The sequence below is a fragment of the Corynebacterium yonathiae genome, assembly GCF_027570195.1.
GTDB classification, from domain to species: Bacteria; Actinomycetota; Actinomycetes; order Mycobacteriales; family Mycobacteriaceae; genus Corynebacterium; species Corynebacterium yonathiae.
The window spans coordinates 77,486-102,354 of record NZ_JAKMUZ010000009.1; the positions used below are offsets into that span (position 1 = coordinate 77,486).

Consider the following 24,869-nt stretch of genomic DNA (forward strand, 5'->3'; position numbering starts at 1 on the left):
CAGCTAGCGCACCAACTTCACGCCCTGGTCCTCCAGCACGGTGGCAATAGCGTCTAAGCCTTCGCCGTCCATATCCATATGGGATGCGACAATGACGCTGGTGCGCTGTTCGCGCAGGAAATCCGCGAGATCATCGAGATTGCGCGGACCGCAGTCTTCGCAGCCGCGGGTGCGGCCAAGTGCGTTAAAAAAGTCTGCGCGAGTGCGGATGTGTTCAGTAATGAGGATGCGTCGCATTATTATTCCTCCGCGTCCGGGATAGAACAGAAGCTTTCATAGTGGTCATCGGTGTAGTACCACACGTCTGGGTCGGTCTCGCTGCCGCCACCGGTAATAATGCGGCGGGCGCCGCGGTTGTGGCTGCCTGGTGTTTCTACCGTGTATTCGCGGTAGTAATTCTTGTCCTGCTGGGGCAGCCGGCCTTCGTAATTGCCAAAACGGGCATTGTCATTATCCGGGTAGTCGTAGGGGCCACCGGCCAGGATATCGTCCGCGGTGTCTTTGGCCTCGGCGGGGAGGGAAGACATGTTGCAGGTATCGGCGTCGCCAGTCGCGGTCCCTGCTGCGGACTCCGACGGTGAAGAGGCAGAGGATTCATCATTGCCGCCGAGGTCGAAGCCGAAGTAGCCTGCCACGACGGCGAGCGCAAGGCCGCCGAGGGCAACGGGGAGCGATTTCTTGGACGCTTGGGACTTGGGCATACCTTTATTGTTGCAGGTGCGGCGCTAAAAGTAGAAATCGTCCCGAGTCAATAGCGAGGTCAAAAATTCCCCCGTCACGGGGGTAGGTAACAGTGCGTGGAAAGTACCCCAACAGAGGGTAATTTGTGCCCAAACTGTGAACCCTGGCGAAGGGCCCCTTCCTGCCCTATGCAGTTAAGCGTTCCTACCGCACGCGGGGTAGTCTGTACGCATGGCAAAAGGCAGAATTCCGGACAGCGATATCCAAGCTATCCGTGAACGCGCGCCTTTAGAAGAAATCGTCGGCGAGTACGTGCAGCTCAAGCCCGCTGGGCACGATTCGCTCAAGGGCCTTAGCCCCTTCAAGGATGAAAAGACCCCTTCCTTTCACGTGCGCCCGCAGCGCGGCTACTATCACTGCTTTTCCACCGGCAAGGGCGGCGATGTTTTCAGCTTCTTGATGGAAATGGAGCAGGTCTCCTTCCCGGAAGCGGTTGAAGCAGTAGCGCAGAAGATTGGCTATCACATCAACTACCAAGGCGGTTCCACAGGCGCGCGCAATGAGAAGCCGGGCACGCGGCAGCGCCTCATCGCTGCCAATAAGGCCGCCCACGAGTTCTACCGCCAGCAGTTGGAGACCCCACAAGCGGCAACAGCCCGCGATTTCCTGCTGGATCGCGGCTTTTCTCGCGAAGTCATCTATGACTTCGAGTGTGGCTATGCCCCAGAGGGCTGGGATACGGCCACCAAGCACTTGCTGCGCCTAGGCTTTTCCTTTGAGGAGCTGGAAGCAGCTGGCATTTCCAAGATGGGCAAGCGTGGTCCCATTGACCGCTTCCATCGTCGTTTGCTGTGGCCGATTAAGGACCTTTCCGGCAACGTCATTGGTTTTGGTGCCCGCAAGCTTTTCGACGACGACAAGCTCGGCAAATACATGAACACCCCAGAGACCATGCTCTACCGCAAGTCCAAGGTGCTCTTTGGCCTTGATTTGGCCAAGCGCAATATCGCCGAAAACCACCAGGCTGTGGTGGTAGAGGGCTACACGGATGTCATGGCTATGTATGCCGCAGGTGTTAAGACCGCTGTTGCTTCCTGTGGCACTGCCTTTGGCGGCGAGCACCTGCAGGTCCTGCGCCGGCTCATGCTGGATGATTCCTACTTCAATGGCGAGCTCATCTATACCTTCGACGGCGATGAGGCAGGGCAGAAGGCCGCCATGCGCGCCTTTGACGGCGAGCAAAAGTTCACCGGTCAATCCTTTGTCTCCGTGGCCCCCGACGGCATGGATCCGTGCGATCTGCGTCTGCAAAAAGGCGATGCCGCCGTGCGCGAGCTCATGGCGGACCGCATCCCCATGTTTGAGTTCGTTATCCAGTCCGTCATCGCGGAATACAGCATCGACAGTGCCGAGGGGCGTTTGCAGGCCCTGCGCCGCGCGGTACCCGTAGTAGCGCAGATCCGTGATCAACCTTTGCAGCGTGAATATGCCCGCCGGCTAGCCGGTTGGGTGGGCTGGCCCGATCCGGAAGAGGTTCTCCGCCAGGTGCGCGCGGAGGCACGCAAACCCAAAAAGGCCGAAAAGCCCATCATTCGACGCTTCGAAAATGCGAAGCAGCAGCCGGCGCAGCAGGATGTGCCGATGATCCATCCGCCGAGCCCGAAGGAGACCCACCTGTGGCCCCAGCGCGAGGCCCTCAAGCTGGCTTTGCAGATGCCGCAGGTGGCTGGTTCTTACTTCGATGGCATTACTGCCGACGCCTATACCAACGACGCCTACCGCCTCGTCCGGGAGGCCATTTCTACTGTGGGTGGTGCAGCTCAGGGCGCCACCATGCCGGCCGTGGAATGGATCGCCGCGGTGGCCGACGAAATGCAAGATTTTACCGGCCGCAATTTCGTCTCCGAGCTTGCCGTGGAGGCCATTTTGCCAACCGACGTCGGCCCCGAAAAATACGCCGACTCCGTGCTCTCCCGATTGCAAGAGACGGTGGTGGGCGATCAAATCGCCCAGCTGAAGGCCCGCCTTGGCCGGATGCGTCCCTCCGATGATGAGGCTAGCTATAACTCGCTTTTCGCTGATCTCGTCGCCCTGGAACAGGCCCGCCGCGAGCTCAATGACCGCGCCTTCCGCGGCACGCCTCTTCAAGGCTAAAAATCTCCCCTCGGCACCGGGCTTAGTTAGCACCGCGCCGAGGGGAGGGAAGAGGCCTAGAGGCTAAACTTTAACGAACCTAGTCTTCATCGGGTTCATATATTCGGTCCGCGTTATCCACTTGGGATCCGCGCAGCCGGCCTTTGCCCTTGCGCTTGGAAGATAGATCGCGAACCTCGCGCATGCGCGGTTCTGGGTCCAAGCGATTGGCTACCGCCTTGCGTGCGGAAGTGACGGCAGACTTGGTCACGGGGGAGTTGATGGCCTTCTCGTAGGCGCCCTTAATCTGGTGGTAGCGCTTGCGGCCAGCCTTAGTGCCAAAAACGTATCCTGCTGCGGCGCCGAAGACGAATTGGATCATTATCTAGCGTGTCCCCTTATTCCGGTGCGAGTAAAAGTTCCCCACCACCCTACCGCGAAGCCCCGCCGTGCGCTGCTAGCCACTAATAAGGGGTGGCATTATCCGCAATTTGGACTAGCGCTTTTCAGGGCGTGGAATACGCGCTAGTTTAAATGTGTGGAAAATAACAAGCGCAGGGACTCAGCGGTGGCCTCAGCAGTGGCGCTGGCCGCGCTTTTTACCGCAAGCATCACTGCGGAATCCTCCGGCCACCAGCCGGACTCCGCTGCGGCTTATCCGGCCCCCACGTGGCCCGAAAAGCGCTAATTGGTATCCGCAAAGGTCTATCCGCTAGCTCTTAATTGTGCACGCGGGTTTAGCGTCACGTTCACCTAGTTGTAACTTTAGCTAGATATTATGCGTGGGAATTCGTTACTAGTTAAAGGTTTCCACGTTGAACTATCGGAATAATCTCCGCCCGGCAGTTCGCGCACTCGCCTTGTGCGCGGCCACCGGACTGACCATAACGCTGGCACCGGCTGCTAGCGCCGCCCTTCCCGTGACGGTGCCGCAGCTCCGCGAGCCTGTTACCCAGCAGACCACCGGCGCCCTTCCGGTCCAACATCCCGGTGCACCGGTTCCGGAGCCGTTTAGCACGGACTATATTGCGGGCTTTGAATCCGATGTTTCCTCTTATCAATTTGGCAACTACTGGCAGGTAGTCCAGCTCTTTGACCACATTAAAGCCCAGCCAGAAATCCGCCAGGAAAATATGGATAAGGCCGTGGCCATAAATAACGCCGCGGCAGGGGACCAAGCCCTTATTCAGCGTGCGCAGTCCGACGCCAAGGCCAGCTCTACCAGCGTGCTCAACGCGGTGTCTGATGCTATGGGCAAGAATCTTGGCGATGCCTTCCGTGCTTCGCTTGCCGAGCACCGCCTGCCCAAAACCGAGTACCTCCTGGGCAATGGGTACGCCGCTCGTGCAGGCGGCCTAGCCAATTCCACCATGTCAGAGAAGTACTACTTCAACTATCAGCGCCCGTACCAGCGCGCGCCGCAGGCAGTTAAGCGCTATGATGACGGTTCCAAGGATCTCTATCCCACCTCGCCAGCCTTCCCCTCGGGCCACACTAATCAGGCAACGTGGATTACCACGCTGATGTCCTTCATGCTGCCGGAGGTAGGCCCACAGCTCATGCTGCGCGGCGCTGAGGCCGGCAACCACCGGGTAGTCCTGGGCGTGCATTACCCATTGGATGTCATAGGTGGGCGTATGACCGGCCAAGCCGCCGCGGCCGACCGCCTCAACGATAAGCGCATGCGCCACGCCCTATGGGAAGCCTCGATGGAAGTGCGCCAAGAAATCAAATGGCGCACCGGCAAGACGGTAGAAGAACTTGCGACCCAAGATAGGGAAGAGGGCACCGACTATCGGTCCACGAAGGATGCGGTGGAGCAATATTCCAAGCTCATGGACTATGACTTTGCCCCGCGCTACCGAACCGACGCCCCGATGGTGGTTCCGCAGGCCGCTCCAGTGCTGCTAGCAGCGTCCCACCCAGAACTGAACTGGGATCAGCGTGCCGAAGTGCTCCGCCAGACCGCCCGCCCAGCCGGCAACCCATTGGACTGGCAAGCAGAGGGCGGCTCTTGGCAGCGTCTCGACCTGGCCCGCGCCATGGCGGCCAATGTGACCATCACCCCAGACGGCGGCGTGAGTGTTAGCGGCTAGCACGTTCGCAATCCTGTACGGGGTTACAAGGCTCCCGTACATGTTCAATAAGGAGGAATCTTCATGTACCTAGAGGAAAAGTAATGATTAAGCCCAAGGTAATGACCATCTACGGCACCCGACCGGAGGCCATCAAGGTCGCCCCTGTGATCAAGGCGTTGGATAATGATGAGCGCTTTGAATCTATTCCGGTCTCTACCGGCCAGCATAAAGAGATGCTGGAACAGGTCAGTACCATGTTTGGCATTAGCCCGAAGCACGACCTCGTCTTTATGAAGCCGGGCCAGGGACTCAATGAAATTGTTTCCCGCGCAATTGCGGGTCTGGATTCCATCATTGAAGAGGAATAGCCGGGCGTCATCATCTCCCAGGGCGATACCGCTACCGCTATGGCTGCAGCACTCGCTGGTTTCCACCGCGGGGTAAAGATCCTGCACCTTGAAGCCGGTTTGCGCACCGGCGATATCCATTCGCCGTTCCCAGAGGAAGGTAACCGTAAGCTTATTGGCCAGGTAGCCGAGCTGATTCTGGCTCCGACCGAAGGCTTGATGGAGAAGCTGCGTCGCGAAAATGTGCGTTCCAAGGACATCGTGGTCACCGGTAATACCGTCATTGACGCTCTGCTGGAAGCAGCATCGTGGGATGCCAAGTTCGCGGACCCTGCCCTGCAGGAAGTCGCAGAGTCCGATAAGCGGCTTGTCGTGGTTACCACCCACCGCCGCGAGAATCTTGAGGCGATGAAAGAAATTGGTGGTGCAGTCAAGGACTTGGCAGAGGCCTATCCAGAGATTAACTTCGCATTGCCGCTGCACCTAAATCCCAAGGTGCGCCAGGCCGTTCTGTCGGAGGTCGAGCACCTGCCAAATATCATCATTACGGATCCGCTGCCTTACGACCAGTTCACGCAGCTACAAAACCGTGCCACCATCATCCTGACTGACTCCGGCGGAGTCCAGGAAGAGGCACCAGCATTGGGCAAGCCGGTGCTAGTCATGCGCCAGAACACCGAGCGCCCCGAAGCCGTGGTTGCCGGCACGGTTAAGCTGGTGGGCACTAATCGCGAGCTCATTGTGGCAGAGGCAAAGCTTTTGCTTTCCGACGCCGCCGCATTCGACGCCATGGCCAACGCCGTTAACCCCTATGGCGACGGCAAGGGTGCTCAGCGCGCTATTGCGGCCATCGCGGAGTTGACCGGGGTAGGCAAGCGTGAAGAAGATTTTCTGCCGGAGGTCGATTCCTCTAAGGGGCCCCAAGGCAAGGAATAACTCGCTCGCCTGTCGGAGAAAGCGGATATATTAAAGGTATGAAACCGCTGGATATCCGCTGTAACCACCGAGAACGCACGAAAGCTGCAGACATTTTAGGAGATGCGCTTTCGGGAGGGCAGATTGACCTCGATGATTTTGAAAAGCGCTCGGCCGCCTGCGTAAATGCAACGACCCGCGCTGAGCTCATCGAGCCACTGGCTGACCTTGTAGAAGACCCAGAAGTTCTCCTATTCGGGCAAGAACGAAAAATCGCAAAGGCCTATGCGGGCCAACAAGAATCCAAAGCCATTGCCAAGGTGGAGCAGGCCATCCGCCAAGTGCAGCCGAGCGCGCAGGAGACCCGCTCCCTTGCGGTGGGGATTTTCGGCGGTTCCACTGTCAGCGGTGGGGCAGTGGATCGTTCCCTGACGGCCTTGGGCCTTTTCGGCGGCGTGGACATTGATCTCACGGGCGTCGCCCTGCACGGTCGCACCACTACCATCAACGCGGTGGGCGTCTTTGGTGGTGTCGATGTCTATATTCCCGAAGGCTTCCGAGTCCACGTCAGCGGCGTAGGCCTTTTTGGCGGGCATGACCTCAAGGTAGAGAACGGCGCCATCCATCCGAATGACCTGCCAGTGGACGCGCCAGAAATCAACATCAATTGCTATAGCCTCTTCGGTGGCGTAGACGTTCACGTGGGGCGCCGCTACGGCGAGTAACCAAGTGCGATTATAGTGCAAGCAACCACTTGCACTAATGAGGGTGGGCCAGTGCTTAGGCGGCCTCGATAATCGCAGCTAGACCTTGTCCGCCTCCAATACACATGGTAACCAGCGCGAGCTTACCGCCGGTGCGGTGAAGATGATGCGCGGCGGTGACGACGATGCGGGCACCGGTAGCACCCACGGGATGGCCGAGTGAAATGCCAGAACCGTGCGGGTTGAAGCGCGGATCATCTGCCGAAATACCCCATTCTTTGAGAACAGCCAATGCTTGGGCAGCAAAGGCCTCATTGAGCTCAATGAGGTCGAGGTCGTCGAAGGTGATGCCGAGGCGATCCATAACCTTACGGGACGCCTCCACCGGGCCGATGCCCATGCGTTCCGGATCCACGCCGGCTAGGGCCCATCCCTTGAGCGTGACCATTGGGGTAAGACCCAACTCCTCGGCCTTTTCACGGGTAGTCACCAGGACGGCCGCGGCACCATCGTTTTGGCCGGAGGCATTGCCAGCGGTAACCGTTGCCTCTTCGTCCTCCTTGCGCATGACCGCGCGTAGTTGAGATAGCTTGTCTGTACTGGAATCTGGGCGGACGTGTTCATCCTTGTCTACGACGATAGGCTCTCCCTTGCGCTGGGGGACGGTGACGGGGATGATTTCGGCGTCGAAAAGCGATTGTTCCTGTGCAGCGGCGGCATTGCGGTGGGAACGTGCAGCGAGCTCGTCTTGGGCGACGCGCTTGATGGAGTATTCCCGACGGAGATTTTCGGCGGTCTCAATCATACCGCCGGCAATCGGGTGGTGCTTTCCGCCGGCGGTCTCGCGGGCTTCTTGGAGGCGATCGCGAAAGATCATATTTCCTCCCTTTGCTCCCCAGCGTACATCCGCATCAACGGTGTATTCGGTGCGGGACATAGACTCCGCGCCGCCGGCGATGATGACATCAGCAGCGCCAGTAGCAATGTGGGCACCTGCGGTAATAATGGCCTGCAGACCCGATCCGCAGCGGCGATCGAGCTGCATACCCGGCACGGTGGTGGGCAGGCTAGCGTCTAGGGCAGCCACGCGGCCCAAAGCGGGTGCGGCACCATTAGGGGAACCTTGGCCCAAGATGACGTCATCGATTTCGGTGGGGTCGATACCGGACTCATCCACAATGGTCTTGACCACGAGGCTGGCTAGTTCTTGGACGGGGACGGACTTTAGCGCGCCACCATAACGGCCGACAGGGGTGCGCTTGGGGTAGCAAAGGACTACGTCGCGGGTGTGCATGATAATTCTCCTTTAAGAAAGTTCGGTGGTGGCAAGGTCATGGGAGATTGCCTTGCAGGTAGCGATGAGCTCCGGCAGGATGCGCGTGGTGAGATCCTCAGTGGAATAGACGGATGTTTGGGTTGAGATATTGATGGCTGCAGCAGTGCGGCCCGAACCAGAGCGAATAGGAACTGCAATGGAACGCAGGCCCTTCTCTAGCTCTTGGTCTACGATGACCCAACCACGTCTCCGGATCTCCGCTAGGCGCGCCCGAAGATCCGCGGGTGCGGTGAGCGTGTGAGGGGTGACTTTCTCCAGCGACGCCGTTTCTAGGAATTCATCCAACTGCGCTGGAGTGAGATCCGCTAAAAGTACCTGTCCCATTGAGGTCGCGTGCGCGGGAAAGCGGGTGCCGATGGTGATATTGGTGGCCATGATGCGGTGTGCAGCGGCGCGGGCGATATAAACCACGGAGTCCCTATCCAACACACTGACAGAGCAGGATTCATCGAGTTTGGCGGATAACTCCCTCAAATGGGGCTGGGCAATATCGGGAAGACCCAAACTCGATAGGTAGGAATAGCCCAGTTCCAAAACCCGGGGGGTAAGCCAAAACTCAGAGCCATCCGTGCGCGCGTACCCCTCCGTTACCAAGGTGTGCAAAAAACGGCGTGCAGTGGCACGTGCTAGCCCTGTGACCTCGGCAACCTGGGCCAGAGTCTGGCGTGGGCGCTCGCCATTAAAAGAGTGCAAAACGGCTAATCCGCGGGCGAGTGACTGCACCGTGGGGGTGTCATTCAAGGTGTGGTCTCCGATTCTAAAAATTGATGAAGTGGCCTACATCTCGTAATTGTATCCAAAAATGTTCGCACTGTGAACCCTTGTGCAACATATGAACCACACGTAGGCTGAAGCCATGTTAGATAAAGTCATCGACTCAGTAGAAAATGCCGTGGCCGATATTCCAGACGGCGCTTCCATTGCGGTGGGCGGATTCGGACTCGTGGGAATTCCGGCGCGTCTTATTGGTGCTCTGCGTGAACTCGGCTCTGGAGACCTCACCATCATTTCCAATAACCTTGGTACCGACGATTTCGGGCTCGGGCTCTTGCTTAAAGATCATCGCATTTCCCGCTCTATTGGTTCCTATCTCGGAACGAATAAGGAGTACGCCCGCCAGTATCTCGAAGGTGAACTGACTGTGGAATTTACCCCGCAGGGAACGTTGGCCGAGCGTATGCGCGCTGGCGGTGCCGGCATTCCCGCCTTCTATACCAAGGCCGGTGTGGGAACCCCGCTTGCGGAGGGAGATATCCCCACCCGCTATAACCCGGATGGATCCATAGCGCAGACTTCTAAGCCGAAGGAAACTCGTGAGTTTAACGGCGAGCTCTACGTGCTGGAAGAGGCACTGACCCCAGATTTCTCCTTCGTTCATGCCGCTCGCGCAGATCGATACGGCAACTTGGCTTTTGCTAAGACTGCGCAGAACTTTAACCCGGATGCCGCTCGTTGCGCTGATATCACCATTGTGCAGGCGGAAGAATTGGTGGAGGCGATTCCACCGGCCGAGGTTGACGTGCCGGGCATCTACGTCGATCGCGTCGTAGAAGTGGGAAAGCAAGAAACTGGAATCGAATTTAGGACGGTGAGCAAGTAATGACCTGGTCACGTGAAGAAATGGCGGCTCGGGCCGCACAGGAATTGAAAAACGGCGACTACGTCAACCTAGGAATTGGCATGCCAACGTTGATTCCTGGGTTCCTTCCGGAGGGCCTTGAAGTGGTGCTTCATTCTGAAAACGGCATCTTGGGCGTAGGCCCGTACCCGGCCGAAGATAAGGTGGACCCAGAGCTTATCAATGCTGGCAAAGAGACCATCACCGCTGCCTCCGGAGCTTCATTCTTTTCTTCTTCGGAATCTTTTGGAATGATTCGCTCGCGTGCTATCGACGTAGCGGTACTCGGCGCCATGGAAGTATCCCAATTTGGGGACCTTGCCAATTGGATGATTCCGGGCAAGATGGTCAAAGGTATGGGCGGTGCCATGGATTTGGTGCACGGCGCCAAACGCATTGTGGTGATGATGCAGCACGTGTCCAAACATGGTAAGTCCAAGATCCTTTCAGAATGCCAACTGCCGCTCACCGGCGCGCGCTGCGTGGACCTTATTATTACGGACCGTGCCGTCTTTGAGGTCGATGAGTTAGAAGGTCTGACTTTGGTTCAGATGGCCGAGGGGGAGACCGAGGACTCCATCCGCGAGGTTACTGATGCCCCATTCATGCTGGACCTGTCCTAGTCCTGAACTATTCCCGAAAGCCCGCCTTCTAGCATCCGGAAGGCGGGCTTTCTTCTTCTTTCTAATGAGAGGGGGCTTCGGTGCTGAATTAGCTAAAGGCTGGGCCGAAATGATTCATGGTTCGGCCCGGCCTTACGTGGGAATGAGAGAGGTACTAGTTAGACATCGCGTAGATCTACACCCTTGGTTTCAGGGAGAATGTACATGCTAATCATGGTGAGGACGCACAGAGCGATGACATAAAAGCCAGAGGCCCACGCCAGATCGTGTGCGACAAACCACTGGTAGATATAGGGCGCGGTTCCGCCAAAGACAGCTACAGAAAGGGAGTATGCAAGTCCGATACTATGTGTGCGCTGGGCGGTAGGGAAAACCTCGGACATGATGGAAGATAGCAGCGCGCCACCGGCGGCGACGATGATCACGCCTACAGTAGAAGCGATGAGCAAGGTCCACGGACGTGAATCGATCAACGCCATCAGTGGGATTTGCAAAACGGCCATACCTACCGCGCAGATATAGATGACGGGTTTGCGCCCAATCTTGTCCGAGAGACTGCCCCACAGTGGTAGAGCGATAAGGCCAGCAACTTGAGCAACCACCGTGACCCAGTACGCGCCTTGTGTGGTCATTCCTTCGTGGCTAATGGCATAGGTAGAAACGTAGGAGGTCCACGTGTAGTGCGCTGAAGTAACGCCGGAGACCATGCCGATAACGAGCAGGATATTGATCCAAGCCGGACGAGTAGCGGAGGCGGATTGTGGGATTGCTGGACGCTCCTTGCGCGCTGGGGTGTCTACGCTGGGCTCGGAACTGTCGATTTCCTTGAAGTGATCGGACTCTTTCATGTGGCGGCGTAGGTATAGCGCTACACAGGCAGAGAGCGCGCAGAGGAAGAAGGGGATGCGCCAGCCCCATGAGGCAAGTTGTTCATCATTGAGTACGAGGGAGATTAGGCCGCCGAGCACGTAGGCGATGACGGAGCCACCGAAAATGGAAACGTAGACCATAGAGCCCCATTTACCGCGGTGGGCGTTGGGGGCGATCTCTGGGATATAGCTATTGGCGGCAGCTGATTCACCTCCGTGTGCGAAGCCCTGCAGGATACGGATCACCAAAAGGCCTACAGAGGCCCAAATGCCGATCTGGTCATAGGTAGGCATGAATCCGATGATCGCGGAGGCGATGGCCATCATGATGATGGTCATCATAAGTACGGATTTTCGGCCACGCTTATCTGCTACACGGCCGAAGACGATTCCTCCGAGCGGGCGCACAAGGAAACCAACGGCAAAAACGCCGAAGGTAGCCAAAAGGGCGGAGGTGGAGTCGCCTTTATTGAACATAGCGGTGGCAATGAATGGGGCAAAGACTGCATAGGAGCTCCACTCATACCACTCCAGGATTTGCCCGGTAAGGCTGGCTCCTAGGGATTTGATGTCGGTGGTAGAAGCTGCGTCTTTACCGGATTCGGTATCTGGTGGCGATGTCGGCTTGGTGGTAGAGGTCATGAGTTCTCCTTGTAGTGGGACCGGTACGGTTGGGGAAAATATTACCCAGATCACACAAAAGGGCGGCGGGGATCTAAAGCGCTGAGCTGGCGGTGACGTCATTGATGTTGTTTGTCGTGTGGGAAACTGCACGTGATGAACCCCTTTCGGGGACAACCTGTGGTTAGATTTATGGTTCGCATTGTGAACTTGAGTGCGCATAGTGGCCCCACTTGGGGGTAGTTGGGTAAATGTTTAGCGTTTCTGAGCTTGGATAACGGCGGGAAAGCTCTCCTTAGGCAAAAGTTTTAGGTTCACAGTGGTGGGCACTGGTGTAGCGTGTGACACATGACACGGACGGAAAGGTATGAGTCCTAAGCCACCCGAGTCTTGTCGGAGCCGCACCCTAAGGAGGGATTTATGACTGCTCTTAGCCCCGAGGAATTGAGCACAGAAAGCCTCGCCGAAGTCATGGCCGCGGGCGGACGCCCAGCCGATAGCGAGCGTGAAATTAAGATCATCGATACCACCCTGCGTGATGCGCACCAGAGCATCTGGGCCACCCGCATGACCACGGAACACATCCTTTCCCTGTTGGATGACGTCACCAATGCAGGGTTCGAACACGTCGACCTAGTCGCCCCCATCCAGTTCGACGTGGCCGTGCGCTACCTCAAAGAGGATCCCTGGGAGCGCGTACGTCTCGTCCACGAGCATGCGGCTCCCGGTACTAAGTTCCGCGCGCTGATTCGCTCCAAGAATCTGGCATCCTTTGACTTCCTGCCGGATGATGCCATCCTTAACTGGACTGAACGCCTTTATGCCAACGGCTTCCGCGTCATTGGTTCTTTTGATGGGCTCAATGACATCAACAACATTGACAAGGGTCTCAAACTTGCCAAGGAACTTGGCGCTGAAACCTTTGGTGCGCTGTCCTACTGCCTTAGCCCAGTGCATACCGATGAGCTCTACAAGCAAAAGGCGGAGGAGCTGCTTGAGCGTACCGATGTTGACCGCATCATGCTGAAGGATGCTGGCGGATTGCTCACTCCGGACCGCATGAAAACCCTTATCCCGGCTATCCGCAGCTCCATTGGAGAAGATATCCCGCTGGAGGTACACACCCACTCCCTGACCGGCTTGTCTCCATTGACCTATCTCTTTGGTGCGGAGCTAGGCGTGGATTCGATCCACACTTCCATCGCCCCACTTGCCAACGGCCCCGGTCAGCCTGCGACCCAGGCTTTGGTACGAGATCTGCGGGCGCTCGGCTATACCGTAAACGTTGACGATGATCGCATCGCCTCTGCCAGCGACCGGATCCAGGAAATCGCCGATACTGAGGATAAGCCGGTGGGTGTGCCCCGTGCTTTCGACGGCCTCCACTACATGCACCAGCTGCCAGGCGGCATGCTGACGAACTTCGAATCTCAGCTGGAAACCGCCGGCCTAGGAGATCGATTTGAGGAGCTTCTCTATGAGGTGGCTCGCGTGCGAGAAGAGCTGGCATACCCCATCATGATTACGCCATTTGCCCAGTTCGTGGGTACGCAGGCCGTCATGAATGTGATGACTGGCGATCGCTACTCCGTGGTCCCAAATGAGATTAAGAAGTATGCCCTGGGCTACTACGGTGAACCTCTGGCTCCGCTGGACCCAGAGGTATTGGAAAAGATCCTGGCCAACGGTTCCTCCGAAATCACCGAGGAAATCCCAGAACTCAAGCCGGTACTGCCGGGCCTGAAAGAGGCGCATCCGGACGAGGACATCGACACCCTGCTTTTGCGCGTTATGTTCGCCGGCAGCCAAGTCGATGAAATGAAGCGCTTTGTAGCTGAGGGCCGCGCCGGCGAGGGCGAAGGCGTCAAAGGCGGCGTCTTGACCTCCCTCGTCCAGCAAATCTACAACTCTTCCGATACCACCGACTTCCACCTCAAGACCTCTGACTTGGAAATTAACCTCACCAAAGGAGAAAAGTAATCATGACTGATACCACCAACCTGCAGGATCTGAAGGCCCTCCTGAAGTGGGCCAACCTTTCCGATGACATCCAAGAGCTGCAGATCAAGTATGGCGACATCGAACTCGCCATGTCCCGCACGCCTGGCGGCCTCAACCGCCCAGCCCCGGCTCCGGAAGCAGCTGCCGCACCTGCAGCTGCTCCAGCCGCATCCCCGGCAGAGCAAGTCCCCGCACAGCAGGCGCCTGCGCAGGAAGAGCCCGCATCGGCACCCGCTGCACAAGAACCAGCTGATCAGGAGCAGTCGAAGGCTTCCGGAGCTCCGGCGGCAGAGGGCGAGACCGTCACCGCTCCTATGGTCGGTACCTACTATGCTTCCCCGAAGCCGGGCGCGGACCCATTCGTCAAAGTTGGCGATGAGGTCGAGGTAGGACAGGTGCTGTGCATCGTCGAGGTCATGAAGCTGATGAACAATATTGAGGCCAAGTTTGCCGGAACTGTCAAGGAAATCCTCGTGGACAACGAGGATGCCGTTGAGCACGGCCAGCCACTAATGATCATCGAACCAAAGTAAACCCCGTTCCCGCACACCGATCTGGAGGAAAACATGTCAGATCTCTTAAATAGCGTTCTGATTGCCAACCGCGGCGAGATCGCCTTGCGCGTTATCCGCGCCTGCAAGGAGCTGGGGATAAAATCCATCCTCGTCTACTCCGAGGGTGATAAGGAATCCTTGCCTGTCAAACTAGCTGATAAGGCAGTCTGCATCGGCCCAGCCAACGCCGCGAAAAGCTATAACAGCCCCGAGCTCATCCTTTCTGCGGCCATGGCTTTTAAGGCTGACGCCATCCATCCCGGCTACGGATTCCTATCTGAAAAGCCCGACTTTGTACGCATGGTGGAAGAAGAAAACATCGGCTTTGTCGGTCCCTCTGCCGAACACATCGGCTTGATGGGAGACAAGATCGAGGCAAAACGCATCGCACAGGCTGCCGGGGTGCCCACCGTGCCCGGCTCCGATGGAGTAGTCACCGAAATTGATGAGGCGATGGAAGTCGCCCGCAACACAGGCTTCCCGCTGCTTATTAAGGCTGCAGCCGGCGGCGGAGGTCGTGGCATGCGCGTGGTTGAATCCGAGGACACGCTGGAAAAAGATCTCAATGAGATCATGAACGAGGCCGAATCGGCGTTCAACGATCCCTCGGTGTACATCGAGCGCTATCTCACCGATATTAGGCACATTGAGATTCAGGTGCTTTCGGATGGAGAGAACGTCGTGGCCTTGGGAGAGCGTGACTGTACCTCCCAGCGCCGTAACCAGAAGCTTATTGAGGAAGGCCCGTCCCCGGTCCTGACCGAGGAACTCCGAGCGGGTATGCAGGAAGCTGCCATCAACCTGTGCAAGGAAGTTAAATACAAAAACGCCGGTACCATCGAGTTCGTCTTCGACAACACGGAAAACAAGTACTACTTCATCGAGATGAATACCCGTATCCAAGTCGAGCACCCGGTTACGGAAATGATCACCGGCGTGGACCTCATCAAGGAGCAGCTACGCATTGCCTCCGGACAAAAGTTGTCCATCAGGCAGGATGAAATTGAGATACGAGGCCACGCTATTGAATGCCGCATCAATGCTGAGGACCCGAACCAAAACTTCGCTCCTCGCCCCGGCAAGATCGAACACTATCGCGTTCCAGGCGGCTTTGGTGTACGCATGGATACCCACATCGAAACCGGCTACACGATCCCACCTTTCTATGATTCTATGGTCGGCAAACTAATCGTGTGGGCAGAAGATCGCGATGAAGCCATCGCCCGCATGCTGCGCGCTATCGATGAGCTAGAGGTGGAGGGCGTGGTGACGACTGCGCCGTTCCAGGCGATGTTGCTCGATAGCGAAAAGTTCCGCAGCGGTGAGTTCAATACCGGTTATGTGGCCAAGCTACTGGAGAACACTGACTCCATTCCCACGGATTAATAAATCTTCTGGTAGCTAGCCCGCACCATCTCATGGCAGTGCTACCGCCATTCCGAGAGTGCAGTCCCACAACCCTGGGCCTGCACTTTCAGTGTTTCTGCATTGTGCAATGAGGCAGAAGCCATGCTTGGCGATGCCCCCAGCTGCTTACAAGAAAGGACGCCCTATGTTGGTCATTGCCGCCCTGCTGGTCGGCGCCATAGTGCCGGTACAGACGGCCATTAATACGCGGTTTCGTGAAAGTATTGGCTCGCCAATTGTGGCGGGATTCTTTTCCTTTATTATTGGCTTGTTCGTTTCTGCGCTTATTGCTCTTGCGCTTACCGGCCACCTAATTCCGGATTTAGCCACCGCTGCGCAACAGCCCTGGTGGGTGTGGCTCGGCGGGTTTATGGGAGTTTCCTTCATCGTGGGAAATATTCTACTTTTCCCTCGCATCGGCAGTGTGGAGACCGTTATCTTGCCTATCTTGGGGCAGGTAACAATGGGTCTGCTTTGCGATACCACCGGCATATTTAATTCCCCACACGTTGGAGTCGGCCCGCTGCGCATCCTCGGAGTGGCCGTGGTGTTGGTCGGAATCGCGTTGGTATTGGAAATCGGGCGCGGTGCCGCTACTACGCATGCTACAGCCAGTGGTGTGAAGCTGTGGTTGTGGCGGCTTTTTGGGGTTCTTATTGGAATGGGCTCAGCAACCCAAACTGCTGTCAACGGCTTCCTCGGCCGTGCATTGGGCAACCCCCTTCCCGCCGGCGAGGTTTCTCTAGCAGTCGGCGTGCTCTTTCTTGCAGTGCTGTCTATCGCCCCCCGTGGTCCGCGGCGTGCTCTTTTCACCCGTCCCGCCCCTGGTCCGTGGTGGATGTGGTTCGGTGGAGTGCTTGGGGCACTTTTCGTGGTTGGTGGGGCTAAGCTTTCTCCCATCTTGGGCACGGGAACGACCGTGATTGGATCGCTGGTGGGATCAATTGTGTGCGGTCAGGTAGTAGAGTCGCTCGGCTGGGGGCATGCGCGCCGGGGACTGCCCCCTATTCACCGCGTAGTGGGACTGGCCTTAGTCATCATTGGGGTCGTGATGGTGCGTTCGCTCTAAAACGTAGTGCCTTAGCGGCGCCAGCGCTCGAGCACCAGGCGTCTATCCAGTGACCGTGAAACGCAGGGCGCAAAGGCGCCGTCTGCATGCATTTGCTCATTAAAGACGGAATCTCGATGATCTGGCTCGCCTTCTATCACTTTCATAACGCAGGTGCTGCAGGTGCCTTCTAAACAACGTGACATCACCGGCAAGTCAGCTTCCTCGAGTGCCTCGAGCACAGTGGCATTGGCTGGAACGTGTACGGTTTCCCCACAAAATTCCACATCGAAAGCGCAACCGCCTGCACCGGCATTTTTCTCTCCGCTAAGCGCTTCCATATCAGGGTGGAAGTTTTCCCAGTGGAAATTCTGGTGGGGAAGATAGTCCAGCACTACCTCCTTCGCGCCGGACATGAACCCTTGCGGACCGCATACATAAAACACTGTTTCCTGCGGGGCTTGGGATAACAGGTGTCGGTAGATTTCTTCTTGCCGTGCACGGGGTGAGCCGAAAACTTCAATGAGACTATCGCCGCATATGCTGCGTAATTGGGGCAGGAGTACGGCGCGGGTAATGCTAGAGACAAAGTAAAGCACCATGAAGGGTTTGCCTTGGTGCTGTAGCGATTGGGCCATGGATAGCATAGGCGCAATACCCACACCGGCGCCGACGAGTACATAGTAGCTGGCGGTGTCAACGAGTTCGAAGTTATTGTGCGCTGGGGAGATAAGCAACTCATCGCCCGCGCGAAGTTGCATCATGACAAGGGAACCACCCCGCGAATTCTCTTCGCGTTTAACGGCGATGCCGTAAGTTAAATGTGCACCGGCGTCACAACTGGAGATCTCCTTGGGTGGCATTTCAAAAACGGAGTACTGGCGCACTAATTCCGTTTCTTCTGGTCCGGTGAGTGTGACGTCTACGTGGCAGCCGGGGGAGTAGTCGGGGAGTTCCTCGCCATCCTTTAAGCAGAATTCCAGCACCATAAGGTCATCAGCGACTCGGGTGATCTGTTGTACTGTGGCCCGCAGCCGCGAACCTTCGCTCCTTTTTGCTGTGCCTCGTGCCGGAGAGTGTTTTAAGGAAGTTTCGTCCATTGTGGCCCCTTTCTGCTCAATGGCGTGGGCGGATCGAGGGAAAAATGTGAAGCCTTTACACGTCCTGCAGTTCGTTCGTGTCTCGCGGTAGCGATTCACGCCATTCAGCCTTTTAAAGTGATTGAGGACATAGTATCTACTAAACGAGCCCCATGTCACTCATGTGGCAAGCCTGCGTCGATTAACCGTGTTTGATACACCCACATGGGTGGGTGAACGCTTCCAATTGAAAAATCTTTTGGCGCATCCACCCGCTTTATTTCTCGTGGTGGGGGAGTGTAGTCCGAGACCTTTTACCTACTTTTGAGAGTTTAAGACAAAGCAAAATGGGCAAACCTCAGCGGGTTCCGTTGCGGTGTGATCTGACTCCCTATACGATAACCAGTAGATACCAAAAGTGATTTAGCACACAGATTGTTCAACAGTGCGTAGTATGACACTTGAAATAAGAAAGAGAGTCACTGCAATGTCAACTCCCACCAAGCCCTTGGCGAGCGAAGCCACGCAGCCAGAGATTTTGCCGATGTCCGATAATCCTTATGAGGATTTCCGCTATTTTTACCGCGATGGAATGCCGCTGCGCCCGGCGCCTAAGCGGCGCACCCCCACCCCGAGCTGGTCCGCGCTGCGCCATAATATTTTTGATTCTTGGCACTCAGTGGAAGATTCTTGGGAGGGCTACGGTACTGCGCAAACCCGCCTTTTAGATGACCACATGTGGCAAACCGATGAGACGGGTGAGAAGCTCGCCCAAGCCTTCCGTCGCGATGGCGCGAAGGAATCGCGGAAAAAATTTGAGCAGGCGCTAAATCAAGGCATCGATACTGTGCGTGAACCTGCCCCTGAGCTGGTGGAGTTTTTCCAAGAAGTAGATCGGATCCCCAATTGGCTAGACCTCGAGGCCGCCGAACGCGGGCGCATAGCCTATTACAACGTCACCCGCACCTCAGAGATTCTTGCTATCGCCTTTGCTTATTGGGCAACTACGTTGGAAGACCGCACCTCTGCGGCCACGGGCGAGACCGGAATGTTTGAGTTCCAAGCCATGCAGCGGTCTATTGAGACTGCACAGTTCTTTGTGGATCTAGGAAAGAAGAACGTTTTCGAGCGCTTTGGTGAGGGGCGCAAGGCGGCGGTTCGCGTGCGCCTGCTCCATGCCCAGGCAAACCGCGGATTGGAAAAGATATGGGGACCGGAGCACTATAACGAATTCGGGCGTCCAATCGGCTCTAGCTTCCTCGTCTCTGGAGAAGGCTGGTTTGGCATGATGCCGCTTGCGATCGACGAGTTTTTTGGCCGGCCGCATAGCGGCCAGGAATGGGATGACGTGGCTCAGTATTGGGGATACATCCTCTACATGATGGGAGCGGAGGAGCGCCTTATCCCTAAAACTGGCGATGAAATGCGCAAGATGACTGATTACATCTATGGCAATGGCGGATATTCCTCTGCTTACCATGAGCGTGTGGCTACCGCGCTGATGTCCATCCTGGAAAGCCTCAACCCCCTCGTGCCACACGTTGCCCTTGGCGCACTATCTACCATCTGCGGCGAGAAAGATACCAAGTTTATGGTGCAGGGCACGCGCTGGGAAAAGATCAACTTTAGGCCTTGGGCCATCCTCTTCAAGGCGGCCGCTAAAGCGGAAGCTCGTGCGGCCCGAGTTCGGGACAAGCTGCCAGGTGCGAAAAAGGCCAGGGTAAAGCGTGCCAATAATGGCAAACCCCCTTGGACTGCGGTGACGGAGGTGATCAAAGACTACATCGCTAAGAACGAGCCAGATACCAAGTCCGATTACACCTTGCACGATGACTCGAAAGAAGCCCGCAGCTAAACCGACTTTACCAACTCTCATCAGGCTATAAGGAGAAACCACAATGAATGCACCAGCACCGTTGAGCACCGTAAATGAATGGCCTGCCGGCCGCGGTAGCCGCGAAGAATTTGTGGCCAAGTATGGCACGCAACGCGCAGACCGTTACCAAGAGGCCTTCTGGGCTATGGATCCCGTGGCGGACGCTCTATTCACCAGCGGTCATACGGTTAAGGAAATCATGCCCAACCTGCGCGAGGCCTTAGCTCGCGGCACCGCCGATGACGATACCCTGCCGGAGGTAGCGGCATTGATTGAGGATATGACCAAGGCACTTGCTGGTCTAGACGCGGAAAAGCTTGAGCGTGGTCGCCGCACCTACCTATCCATCCCGCCGTTGAGTCACGGTCTGGCGTTGGGCCCTGGTTCCTTGGTGCATACGTATGCTACCCCGGCCATCGCTGACCTTTTGATTAACACCGGCGAGCTTACTGACGGTGCAGTCAAGCGTCTTGCCTACACCACAAATTGGACCTATTCGCTCTACCTGCCGGATGCTTTGCAGCCAGGAGGGGAGGGTTTTATTCATACAGGCATGGTGCGCGCGATTCACGCTCATGTGCGCCGCGTACATAACCGCAAAGGCTTGGACTATTCCGACTATGGTGCACCGATTAGTGAATTCGACATGCTGCGTACCTGGTTCGATTTCACGTATATCCCATATGCCGGGCTGCGCCGCATGGGCTGGCAACTCACCGCGGAAGAAGAAAGAGATGTGTTTTATCTGTGGAAGATAGTCGGCCGCATGTTAGGCATCCACTCCGATCTCTTCCACGGCGAAGATGGTGTAGAAGCCTCGCAGGAGACCATGGACGCCATCCATGCGGTTGACGGTGAGATTAACGAGGCTGCCCGCCAGCTTGTCGATGCCCTGATGTCCGGCTTCGTTGTTAATGCTAAGGAACTCACTGGCTTCCCAGAAGACACGCTTGCAGATTGGACCGCTGCGCACGTGCGCATCATCCACGGCGATGAGGTGGCTGATGCCTGTGGCGTGGCGCAGTCCGTGATGCAGCCCATCTTGGAGATGGAAGCTCCACTGGTACAAGAACGTTTTGACCTGCTGCGCCAAGACAAGGAAGCCCTCGAGGCGGAAATCCAAAAGAATGAGGACATGGTGCGTCAAATGCTTACCCGTGATGCCACCTACATGAAGCAGGATGAGGGCGTGAAAATGAAGGACGGTTCGATGGCCGTCGGCGCTTAAATCGGTGACATGTATAACAAAAGTAGCGTACTGTTGTGACAGGCACAATGCCTGCGCGATGTACATCAATATCAACACCCCATAGGAAGGAAGTCCCGATGTCTAAGGGCTACGCAGTTACCAACCCCGCCACAAATGAAGTGGTAGAAACCTTCGATACCTTTACCGATGAGCAGATCCAGGATGCACTAGCCAAGTCTCACGAGGCTTTTCAAACCTGGCGTAAGACCCCAATTGACGAGCGCGCCAAGATTGTCTCCCGTGCTGCTGAGCTCTTTAAGGAGCGTAAGAGCGAACTAGCCAAGATTGAGGCCCAGGAAATGGGCAAGGCGACCCCGGAAGGGGAGTGGGAAATCAACTTCTCTGGCGATATCTTGCAGTTTTATGCGGATAACGCGGCAGAGCACAATAAAGACAAGCCAGTCGATGTACCCGGCGGAAAGGCCGTGGTTCGCCGCCTTCCCGTTGGCACGCTCCTGGGCATCATGCCGTGGAACTATCCCATCTACCAGGTCGCCCGCTTTGCCGGACCTAACTTGATGAACGGCAATTGCATTTTGCTAAAGCATGCCGAAATTACCCCGAAGTCCGCCGCTGCTATCGAGGAGATCTTCCGCGAGGCTGGCCTGCCCGAGGGAGTGTACATCAATATCTATGCCGATCATGACCAGATTGCGGACGTCATTGCTGATTCGCGCGTCCAGGGTGTTTCTCTCACTGGTTCTGAGCGTGCCGGCGCCGCCATTGCGGAAATCGCCGGCCGCAACCTTAAGAAGGCTGTGCTGGAGCTCGGCGGTACTGATCCGTATATTATTCTCGATTCCGCCGATGTCACTAAGGCGGCTGAGGAAGCCTGGGTCAAGCGCATCGAGAACGTCGGCCAGGCCTGCACCTCCAATAAGCGCATCATCGTCATGGAGGATATCTACGACGAGTTTGTTGATGAAATGGTGCGCATCGCCGAGGGAATGGCACAAGGTGATCCTTCCAGCCCAGCGGATAACCAGTACTACCCAATGTCCTCGCGCAGCGCCGCAGAGAACCTAGACAAGCAGGTCCAGCGCGCCGTGGACAATGGCGCCACCATCCGTACCGGTGGCGAGCTGCATGAAACCGCGGCCTATTACACGCCAACCGTGCTTACCGACGTCCCCGTAGGCTCCGACTCCTACTATGAGGAGTTCTTCGGCCCTGTGGCCGAAATTTATAAGGTCTCCTCCGAAAAAGAAGCAGTGGAGCTAGCCAATAACTCCAACTACGGTCTGGGCGGCGCCGTCTTCTCTGAGGACACCGAGCGTGCCACCAACGTGGCTGACCAGATCGATACCGGAATGATTCACGTCAACCTGGGACAGTACTTCTCCCCAGTGCTGCCTTTCGGTGGCATCAAGAATTCCGGCTATGGCCGTGAACTTTCTGTCTTCGCCCTAGACGAGTTCGTGAACAAGCAGTACCTGTACATCAACGACTAGGACAGAGTGGCGACCGGCTAGCAATATGCTAGCCGGTATTGCCGTTGCCGTTTAATCAGAATCTAACATTCGTAACTACCGAGCCTGACCCCCGGAAAGTAGACACGTCGGGGTTAGCTATGCTGCTTGGATCAGTGTAGCTGATGTGAGTGTTTCGAAGTCATCGGGAGCTAGAAGGTTGCACCAGGAGTGTCGTCTGCGCGTGTTGTAACGCATGCACCATCGAAAGTCTTCCTGCCGGCAGATAATGGGATTGTCAAAGACTTTCCGATCACGCAGCACTTCACGTTTTAAGGTGGCGTTAAATGACTCTGCCAGGGCATTATCGGCACTAGGTCCCACTGCACCCATGGATTGGCGCACACCAAGTTGGGCACAGTGGTCCCTAAACGCCTGTGAGGTGTGCACACTGCCATGATCAGAATGGAAAATTGCCCCTTTAAGGCTTCCGCGGACTTTGCTGGCATGAGACAAAGCTTCGATAGCCAGAGATACCCGCATGTGATCGGCTAGTGCATGGCCGACGAGCTTGCGCGAGTAGGCGTCAATGACCGTTGCAAGGTACATGTTCTTGCCACTCTTACACGGCAGGTAGGTGATGTCGCCTACATAGACGTGGTTCGGCCTGTTAGCGGTGAATTTACGGCCTACTAAATCTGGCATGACACGGTGACCAGGCTTGCGCCTAGTGGTGATGCATCGACGCCGTTTACTAAAGCCTTTTAACCCCATGGCTTTCATGATGCGTGCGACCTTCTTATGGTTGATCGGGCCGAGATCCGTATCGTCGTTGAGGCTTGCAGCGATGCGTTTAGCACCATAAAGCCCGTGCTCATCATCGAAGGTGGTTGTGATTCTTGCACCAATAAGGGCATCAGAATACATCTTTAACCTGCGCTTTTCACGGGTTTGCACCCATTTATAAAACGAGGAACGGTTCAGCTTTAACACGCGGGACATCCGTGTGAGCCGAGTACTTGGTTCGGTGGTCATAGAAAAACTGGAAGCGGATTACCAGCGTGTCTCTTCGGCAAGATACTTCGCGGCCTTGCGCAGGATGTCGCGTTCTTCGCGCAACTTTGCGTTTTCTTTTGTCTCACTGGCGGATTCGCTCAGAATCAGTCGTCGCCTGAGTTTTATCACGCATGTTTTTCGAGTGGGCACGTTTGCCGGTGCCGTACTGCTTAAGCCGGGAATAAAGTGAAGAACGATTGATTCCCAGCTCTGCTGCAGCCGTGTGAAGTGAGAGGTCCTCGTTGTTTTCGTAGAGGGCCACAGCATCACGTTTGAACTGTTCGGAGTACCTAGGCATGGTGGTAGATTACCTTTCTTCCCAACCCAACCGGGCTGGATATCAGGTGTCTACCAAACAGGGGTCAGGTCCCGAGCGCATTTGGGTGGAATGAAACAAGACTCCACCAATGCTTAGGATGCAAACCTTGGTCGAAGGTGAAGAAAGTTGTAGGAGAAGTACCTGTCAGACGGAAAATTGCAAAAGGAAACAAGAGCTTAGAAACTAAGTCAGGACGCTACACCTGAAGCTCAAATGGGCATTTAGTTAAGTAGGCATTTCAGTCCTTGTATTCAGCGCTCTTTTTAATAAATGCTTCCAATCTCCCGTAGGGAATGTACGGCCACACCGTAAGAGTTCAGCAGCAAAGCGCTCAGAATAGCTCTTTTGCATTTATATTTCATCGAAAATCTTCGCGTAATATTCGTCCATACAGGAAAGCGAGGCTTTTGAGTTTGTGCTCTGAGTCTAACTTTAAGATTCCCTTGTATACAGGGGATTTGTGTCTAAGACCCACTTCCGTATATAGTTAATTCTCGTTGCACGGAGAACGGTGAGTTCGAAGTGCTAGCAATAAAATATTCCTCCATAGCTCAGTTGGCAGAGCATTCGACTGTTAATCGAAGGGTCACTGGTTCGAGCCCAGTTGGAGGAGCAGTTAGGGCCTGCTGTTTACAGTGGGCCCTGTTTTGTTTAAACGACACTTGGGGATGCAGAAATTTTTAGGAATACCCAGAGGGGTAGCTTGCGGGTTAAGTAGCGAAATGGGTTTTGCTCATCACGTAGCGGAGCTCATTGGGCCAGTAAATTAGTAGGCACTGCATAGCGGGTGAGAGTGTGAAATCTCAGGATTGGGCCTAATCAGTTTGTTGGGACGTCAAGAAGCTGTTGTAGAGGGTACTCGAGCATTGTCGCCCAGCCTTGTCTTTAGAAGCGGAACCGCTTTTTCTACATTGGCGCAGCGCATAAAGAGGCTTAAGGGACATTT

General features: G+C 56.1%; 20 protein-coding genes, 1 tRNA gene and 2 pseudogenes. 15 read left to right on the plus strand and 8 right to left on the minus strand.

Annotated features, from left to right (window positions below):
* Window positions 1–3: 3 nt before the first annotated feature.
* Window positions 4–237, minus strand: a complete 234-nt coding sequence (locus tag L8V22_RS06010) for a barstar family protein (RefSeq protein WP_238801484.1) — start codon at window positions 235–237, stop codon at window positions 4–6.
* Window positions 238–239: 2 nt separating this feature from the next.
* On the minus strand, window positions 240–701 hold the full coding sequence (locus L8V22_RS06015; protein WP_238801485.1) for a guanyl-specific ribonuclease: 462 nt from the start codon (window positions 699–701) through the stop codon (window positions 240–242).
* A 211-nt stretch (window positions 702–912) separates the two neighbouring features.
* Between L8V22_RS06015 and dnaG the strand changes: the two genes are divergently transcribed.
* Window positions 913–2,835 carry a DNA primase gene (dnaG, locus tag L8V22_RS06020; RefSeq protein WP_238801486.1) on the plus strand — a complete coding sequence of 641 codons (1,923 nt, stop codon included), beginning with the start codon at window positions 913–915 and terminating at the stop codon, window positions 2,833–2,835.
* A gap of 79 nt (window positions 2,836–2,914) precedes the next feature.
* Here dnaG and L8V22_RS06025 read toward each other — a convergent pair whose 3' ends face one another.
* Window positions 2,915–3,196 (minus strand): hypothetical protein, encoded by a 282-nt coding sequence (locus L8V22_RS06025; protein ID WP_023021011.1) that lies wholly within the window; start codon window positions 3,194–3,196, stop codon window positions 2,915–2,917.
* A 156-nt stretch (window positions 3,197–3,352) separates the two neighbouring features.
* Between L8V22_RS06025 and L8V22_RS06030 the strand changes: the two genes are divergently transcribed.
* The 4 genes and pseudogenes from L8V22_RS06030 to L8V22_RS06045 all read left to right on the plus strand — a co-directional run bounded on the left by L8V22_RS06030 (window position 3,353) and on the right by L8V22_RS06045 (window position 6,879).
* Window positions 3,353–3,502, plus strand: a complete 150-nt coding sequence (locus tag L8V22_RS06030) for a hypothetical protein (RefSeq protein WP_238801487.1) — start codon at window positions 3,353–3,355, stop codon at window positions 3,500–3,502.
* Between the two features lie 127 nt (window positions 3,503–3,629).
* A complete protein-coding gene (locus L8V22_RS06035) occupies window positions 3,630–4,910 on the plus strand; it encodes a phosphatase PAP2 family protein (protein ID WP_238801488.1) in 1,281 nt (426 codons plus the stop codon).
* A gap of 83 nt (window positions 4,911–4,993) precedes the next feature.
* Window positions 4,994–6,175 (plus strand): annotated as a pseudogene (wecB, locus tag L8V22_RS06040) (non-hydrolyzing UDP-N-acetylglucosamine 2-epimerase).
* 38 nt (window positions 6,176–6,213) lie between these two features.
* Window positions 6,214–6,879: a DUF1707 SHOCT-like domain-containing protein gene (locus L8V22_RS06045; RefSeq protein ID WP_238801489.1), complete on the plus strand. Its 666-nt coding sequence runs from the start codon at window positions 6,214–6,216 to the stop codon at window positions 6,877–6,879.
* A gap of 55 nt (window positions 6,880–6,934) precedes the next feature.
* Here the strand turns inward: L8V22_RS06045 and L8V22_RS06050 are convergent, their stop codons facing one another.
* Both L8V22_RS06050 and L8V22_RS06055 read right to left on the minus strand, forming a co-directional pair.
* Window positions 6,935–8,152: an acetyl-CoA C-acetyltransferase gene (locus L8V22_RS06050; RefSeq protein WP_238801490.1), complete on the minus strand. Its 1,218-nt coding sequence runs from the start codon at window positions 8,150–8,152 to the stop codon at window positions 6,935–6,937.
* Window positions 8,153–8,164: 12 nt separating this feature from the next.
* Complete coding sequence (locus tag L8V22_RS06055) at window positions 8,165–8,935, minus strand: IclR family transcriptional regulator domain-containing protein (RefSeq protein ID WP_269966418.1); 771 nt, start codon at window positions 8,933–8,935, stop codon at window positions 8,165–8,167.
* Window positions 8,936–9,050: 115 nt separating this feature from the next.
* On the opposite strand from L8V22_RS06055, the gene L8V22_RS06060 reads away from it, so the two are divergent.
* Window positions 9,051–9,794, plus strand: coding sequence for a CoA transferase subunit A (locus tag L8V22_RS06060; RefSeq protein WP_238801491.1), 744 nt, complete (start codon window positions 9,051–9,053; stop codon window positions 9,792–9,794).
* Window positions 9,794–10,435 carry a 3-oxoacid CoA-transferase subunit B gene (locus L8V22_RS06065; protein WP_238801492.1) on the plus strand — a complete coding sequence of 214 codons (642 nt, stop codon included), beginning with the start codon at window positions 9,794–9,796 and terminating at the stop codon, window positions 10,433–10,435. The genes L8V22_RS06060 and L8V22_RS06065 overlap by 1 nt, the downstream gene beginning before the upstream one ends.
* 158 nt (window positions 10,436–10,593) lie before the next feature.
* Here the strand turns inward: L8V22_RS06065 and L8V22_RS06070 are convergent, their stop codons facing one another.
* Window positions 10,594–11,946, minus strand: a complete 1,353-nt coding sequence (locus tag L8V22_RS06070) for an MFS transporter (RefSeq protein ID WP_238801493.1) — start codon at window positions 11,944–11,946, stop codon at window positions 10,594–10,596.
* A 399-nt stretch (window positions 11,947–12,345) separates the two neighbouring features.
* Between L8V22_RS06070 and L8V22_RS06075 the strand changes: the two genes are divergently transcribed.
* The 4 genes from L8V22_RS06075 (at window position 12,346) to L8V22_RS06090 (ending at window position 16,956) form a co-directional block, all read left to right on the plus strand.
* Entirely contained in the window at window positions 12,346–13,905 is a 1,560-nt protein-coding gene (locus L8V22_RS06075) for a pyruvate carboxylase (protein ID WP_238801494.1), read from the plus strand.
* A gap of 2 nt (window positions 13,906–13,907) precedes the next feature.
* Window positions 13,908–14,459: an acetyl-CoA carboxylase biotin carboxyl carrier protein gene (gene accB / locus L8V22_RS06080; RefSeq protein ID WP_238801495.1), complete on the plus strand. Its 552-nt coding sequence runs from the start codon at window positions 13,908–13,910 to the stop codon at window positions 14,457–14,459.
* Between the two features lie 33 nt (window positions 14,460–14,492).
* The gene (gene accC / locus L8V22_RS06085; RefSeq protein WP_238801496.1) at window positions 14,493–15,866 is read left to right on the plus strand and encodes an acetyl-CoA carboxylase biotin carboxylase subunit; all 1,374 of its coding nucleotides are present in this window, start codon (window positions 14,493–14,495) and stop codon (window positions 15,864–15,866) included.
* A gap of 166 nt (window positions 15,867–16,032) precedes the next feature.
* Window positions 16,033–16,956, plus strand: a complete 924-nt coding sequence (locus L8V22_RS06090) for a DMT family transporter (RefSeq protein ID WP_238801497.1) — start codon at window positions 16,033–16,035, stop codon at window positions 16,954–16,956.
* Window positions 16,957–16,967: 11 nt separating this feature from the next.
* Here the strand turns inward: L8V22_RS06090 and L8V22_RS06095 are convergent, their stop codons facing one another.
* On the minus strand, window positions 16,968–18,134 hold the full coding sequence (locus L8V22_RS06095) for a PDR/VanB family oxidoreductase (RefSeq protein ID WP_238801498.1): 1,167 nt from the start codon (window positions 18,132–18,134) through the stop codon (window positions 16,968–16,970).
* A 367-nt stretch (window positions 18,135–18,501) separates the two neighbouring features.
* On the opposite strand from L8V22_RS06095, the gene L8V22_RS06100 reads away from it, so the two are divergent.
* The 3 genes from L8V22_RS06100 (at window position 18,502) to L8V22_RS06110 (ending at window position 22,590) form a co-directional block, all read left to right on the plus strand.
* A complete protein-coding gene (locus tag L8V22_RS06100) occupies window positions 18,502–19,869 on the plus strand; it encodes an oxygenase MpaB family protein (RefSeq protein ID WP_238801499.1) in 1,368 nt (455 codons plus the stop codon).
* Window positions 19,870–19,912: 43 nt separating this feature from the next.
* A complete protein-coding gene (locus L8V22_RS06105; RefSeq protein WP_238801500.1) occupies window positions 19,913–21,118 on the plus strand; it encodes an oxygenase MpaB family protein in 1,206 nt (401 codons plus the stop codon).
* 98 nt (window positions 21,119–21,216) lie between these two features.
* Window positions 21,217–22,590, plus strand: coding sequence for an NAD-dependent succinate-semialdehyde dehydrogenase (locus L8V22_RS06110; protein ID WP_238801501.1), 1,374 nt, complete (start codon window positions 21,217–21,219; stop codon window positions 22,588–22,590).
* A gap of 117 nt (window positions 22,591–22,707) precedes the next feature.
* Here the strand turns inward: L8V22_RS06110 and L8V22_RS06115 are convergent.
* Window positions 22,708–23,902 (minus strand): annotated as a pseudogene (locus L8V22_RS06115) (IS3 family transposase).
* A 561-nt stretch (window positions 23,903–24,463) separates the two neighbouring features.
* On the opposite strand from L8V22_RS06115, the gene L8V22_RS06120 reads away from it, so the two are divergent.
* Window positions 24,464–24,536, plus strand: a tRNA-Asn gene (locus L8V22_RS06120).
* The last annotated feature ends 333 nt before the right edge of the window (window positions 24,537–24,869 follow it).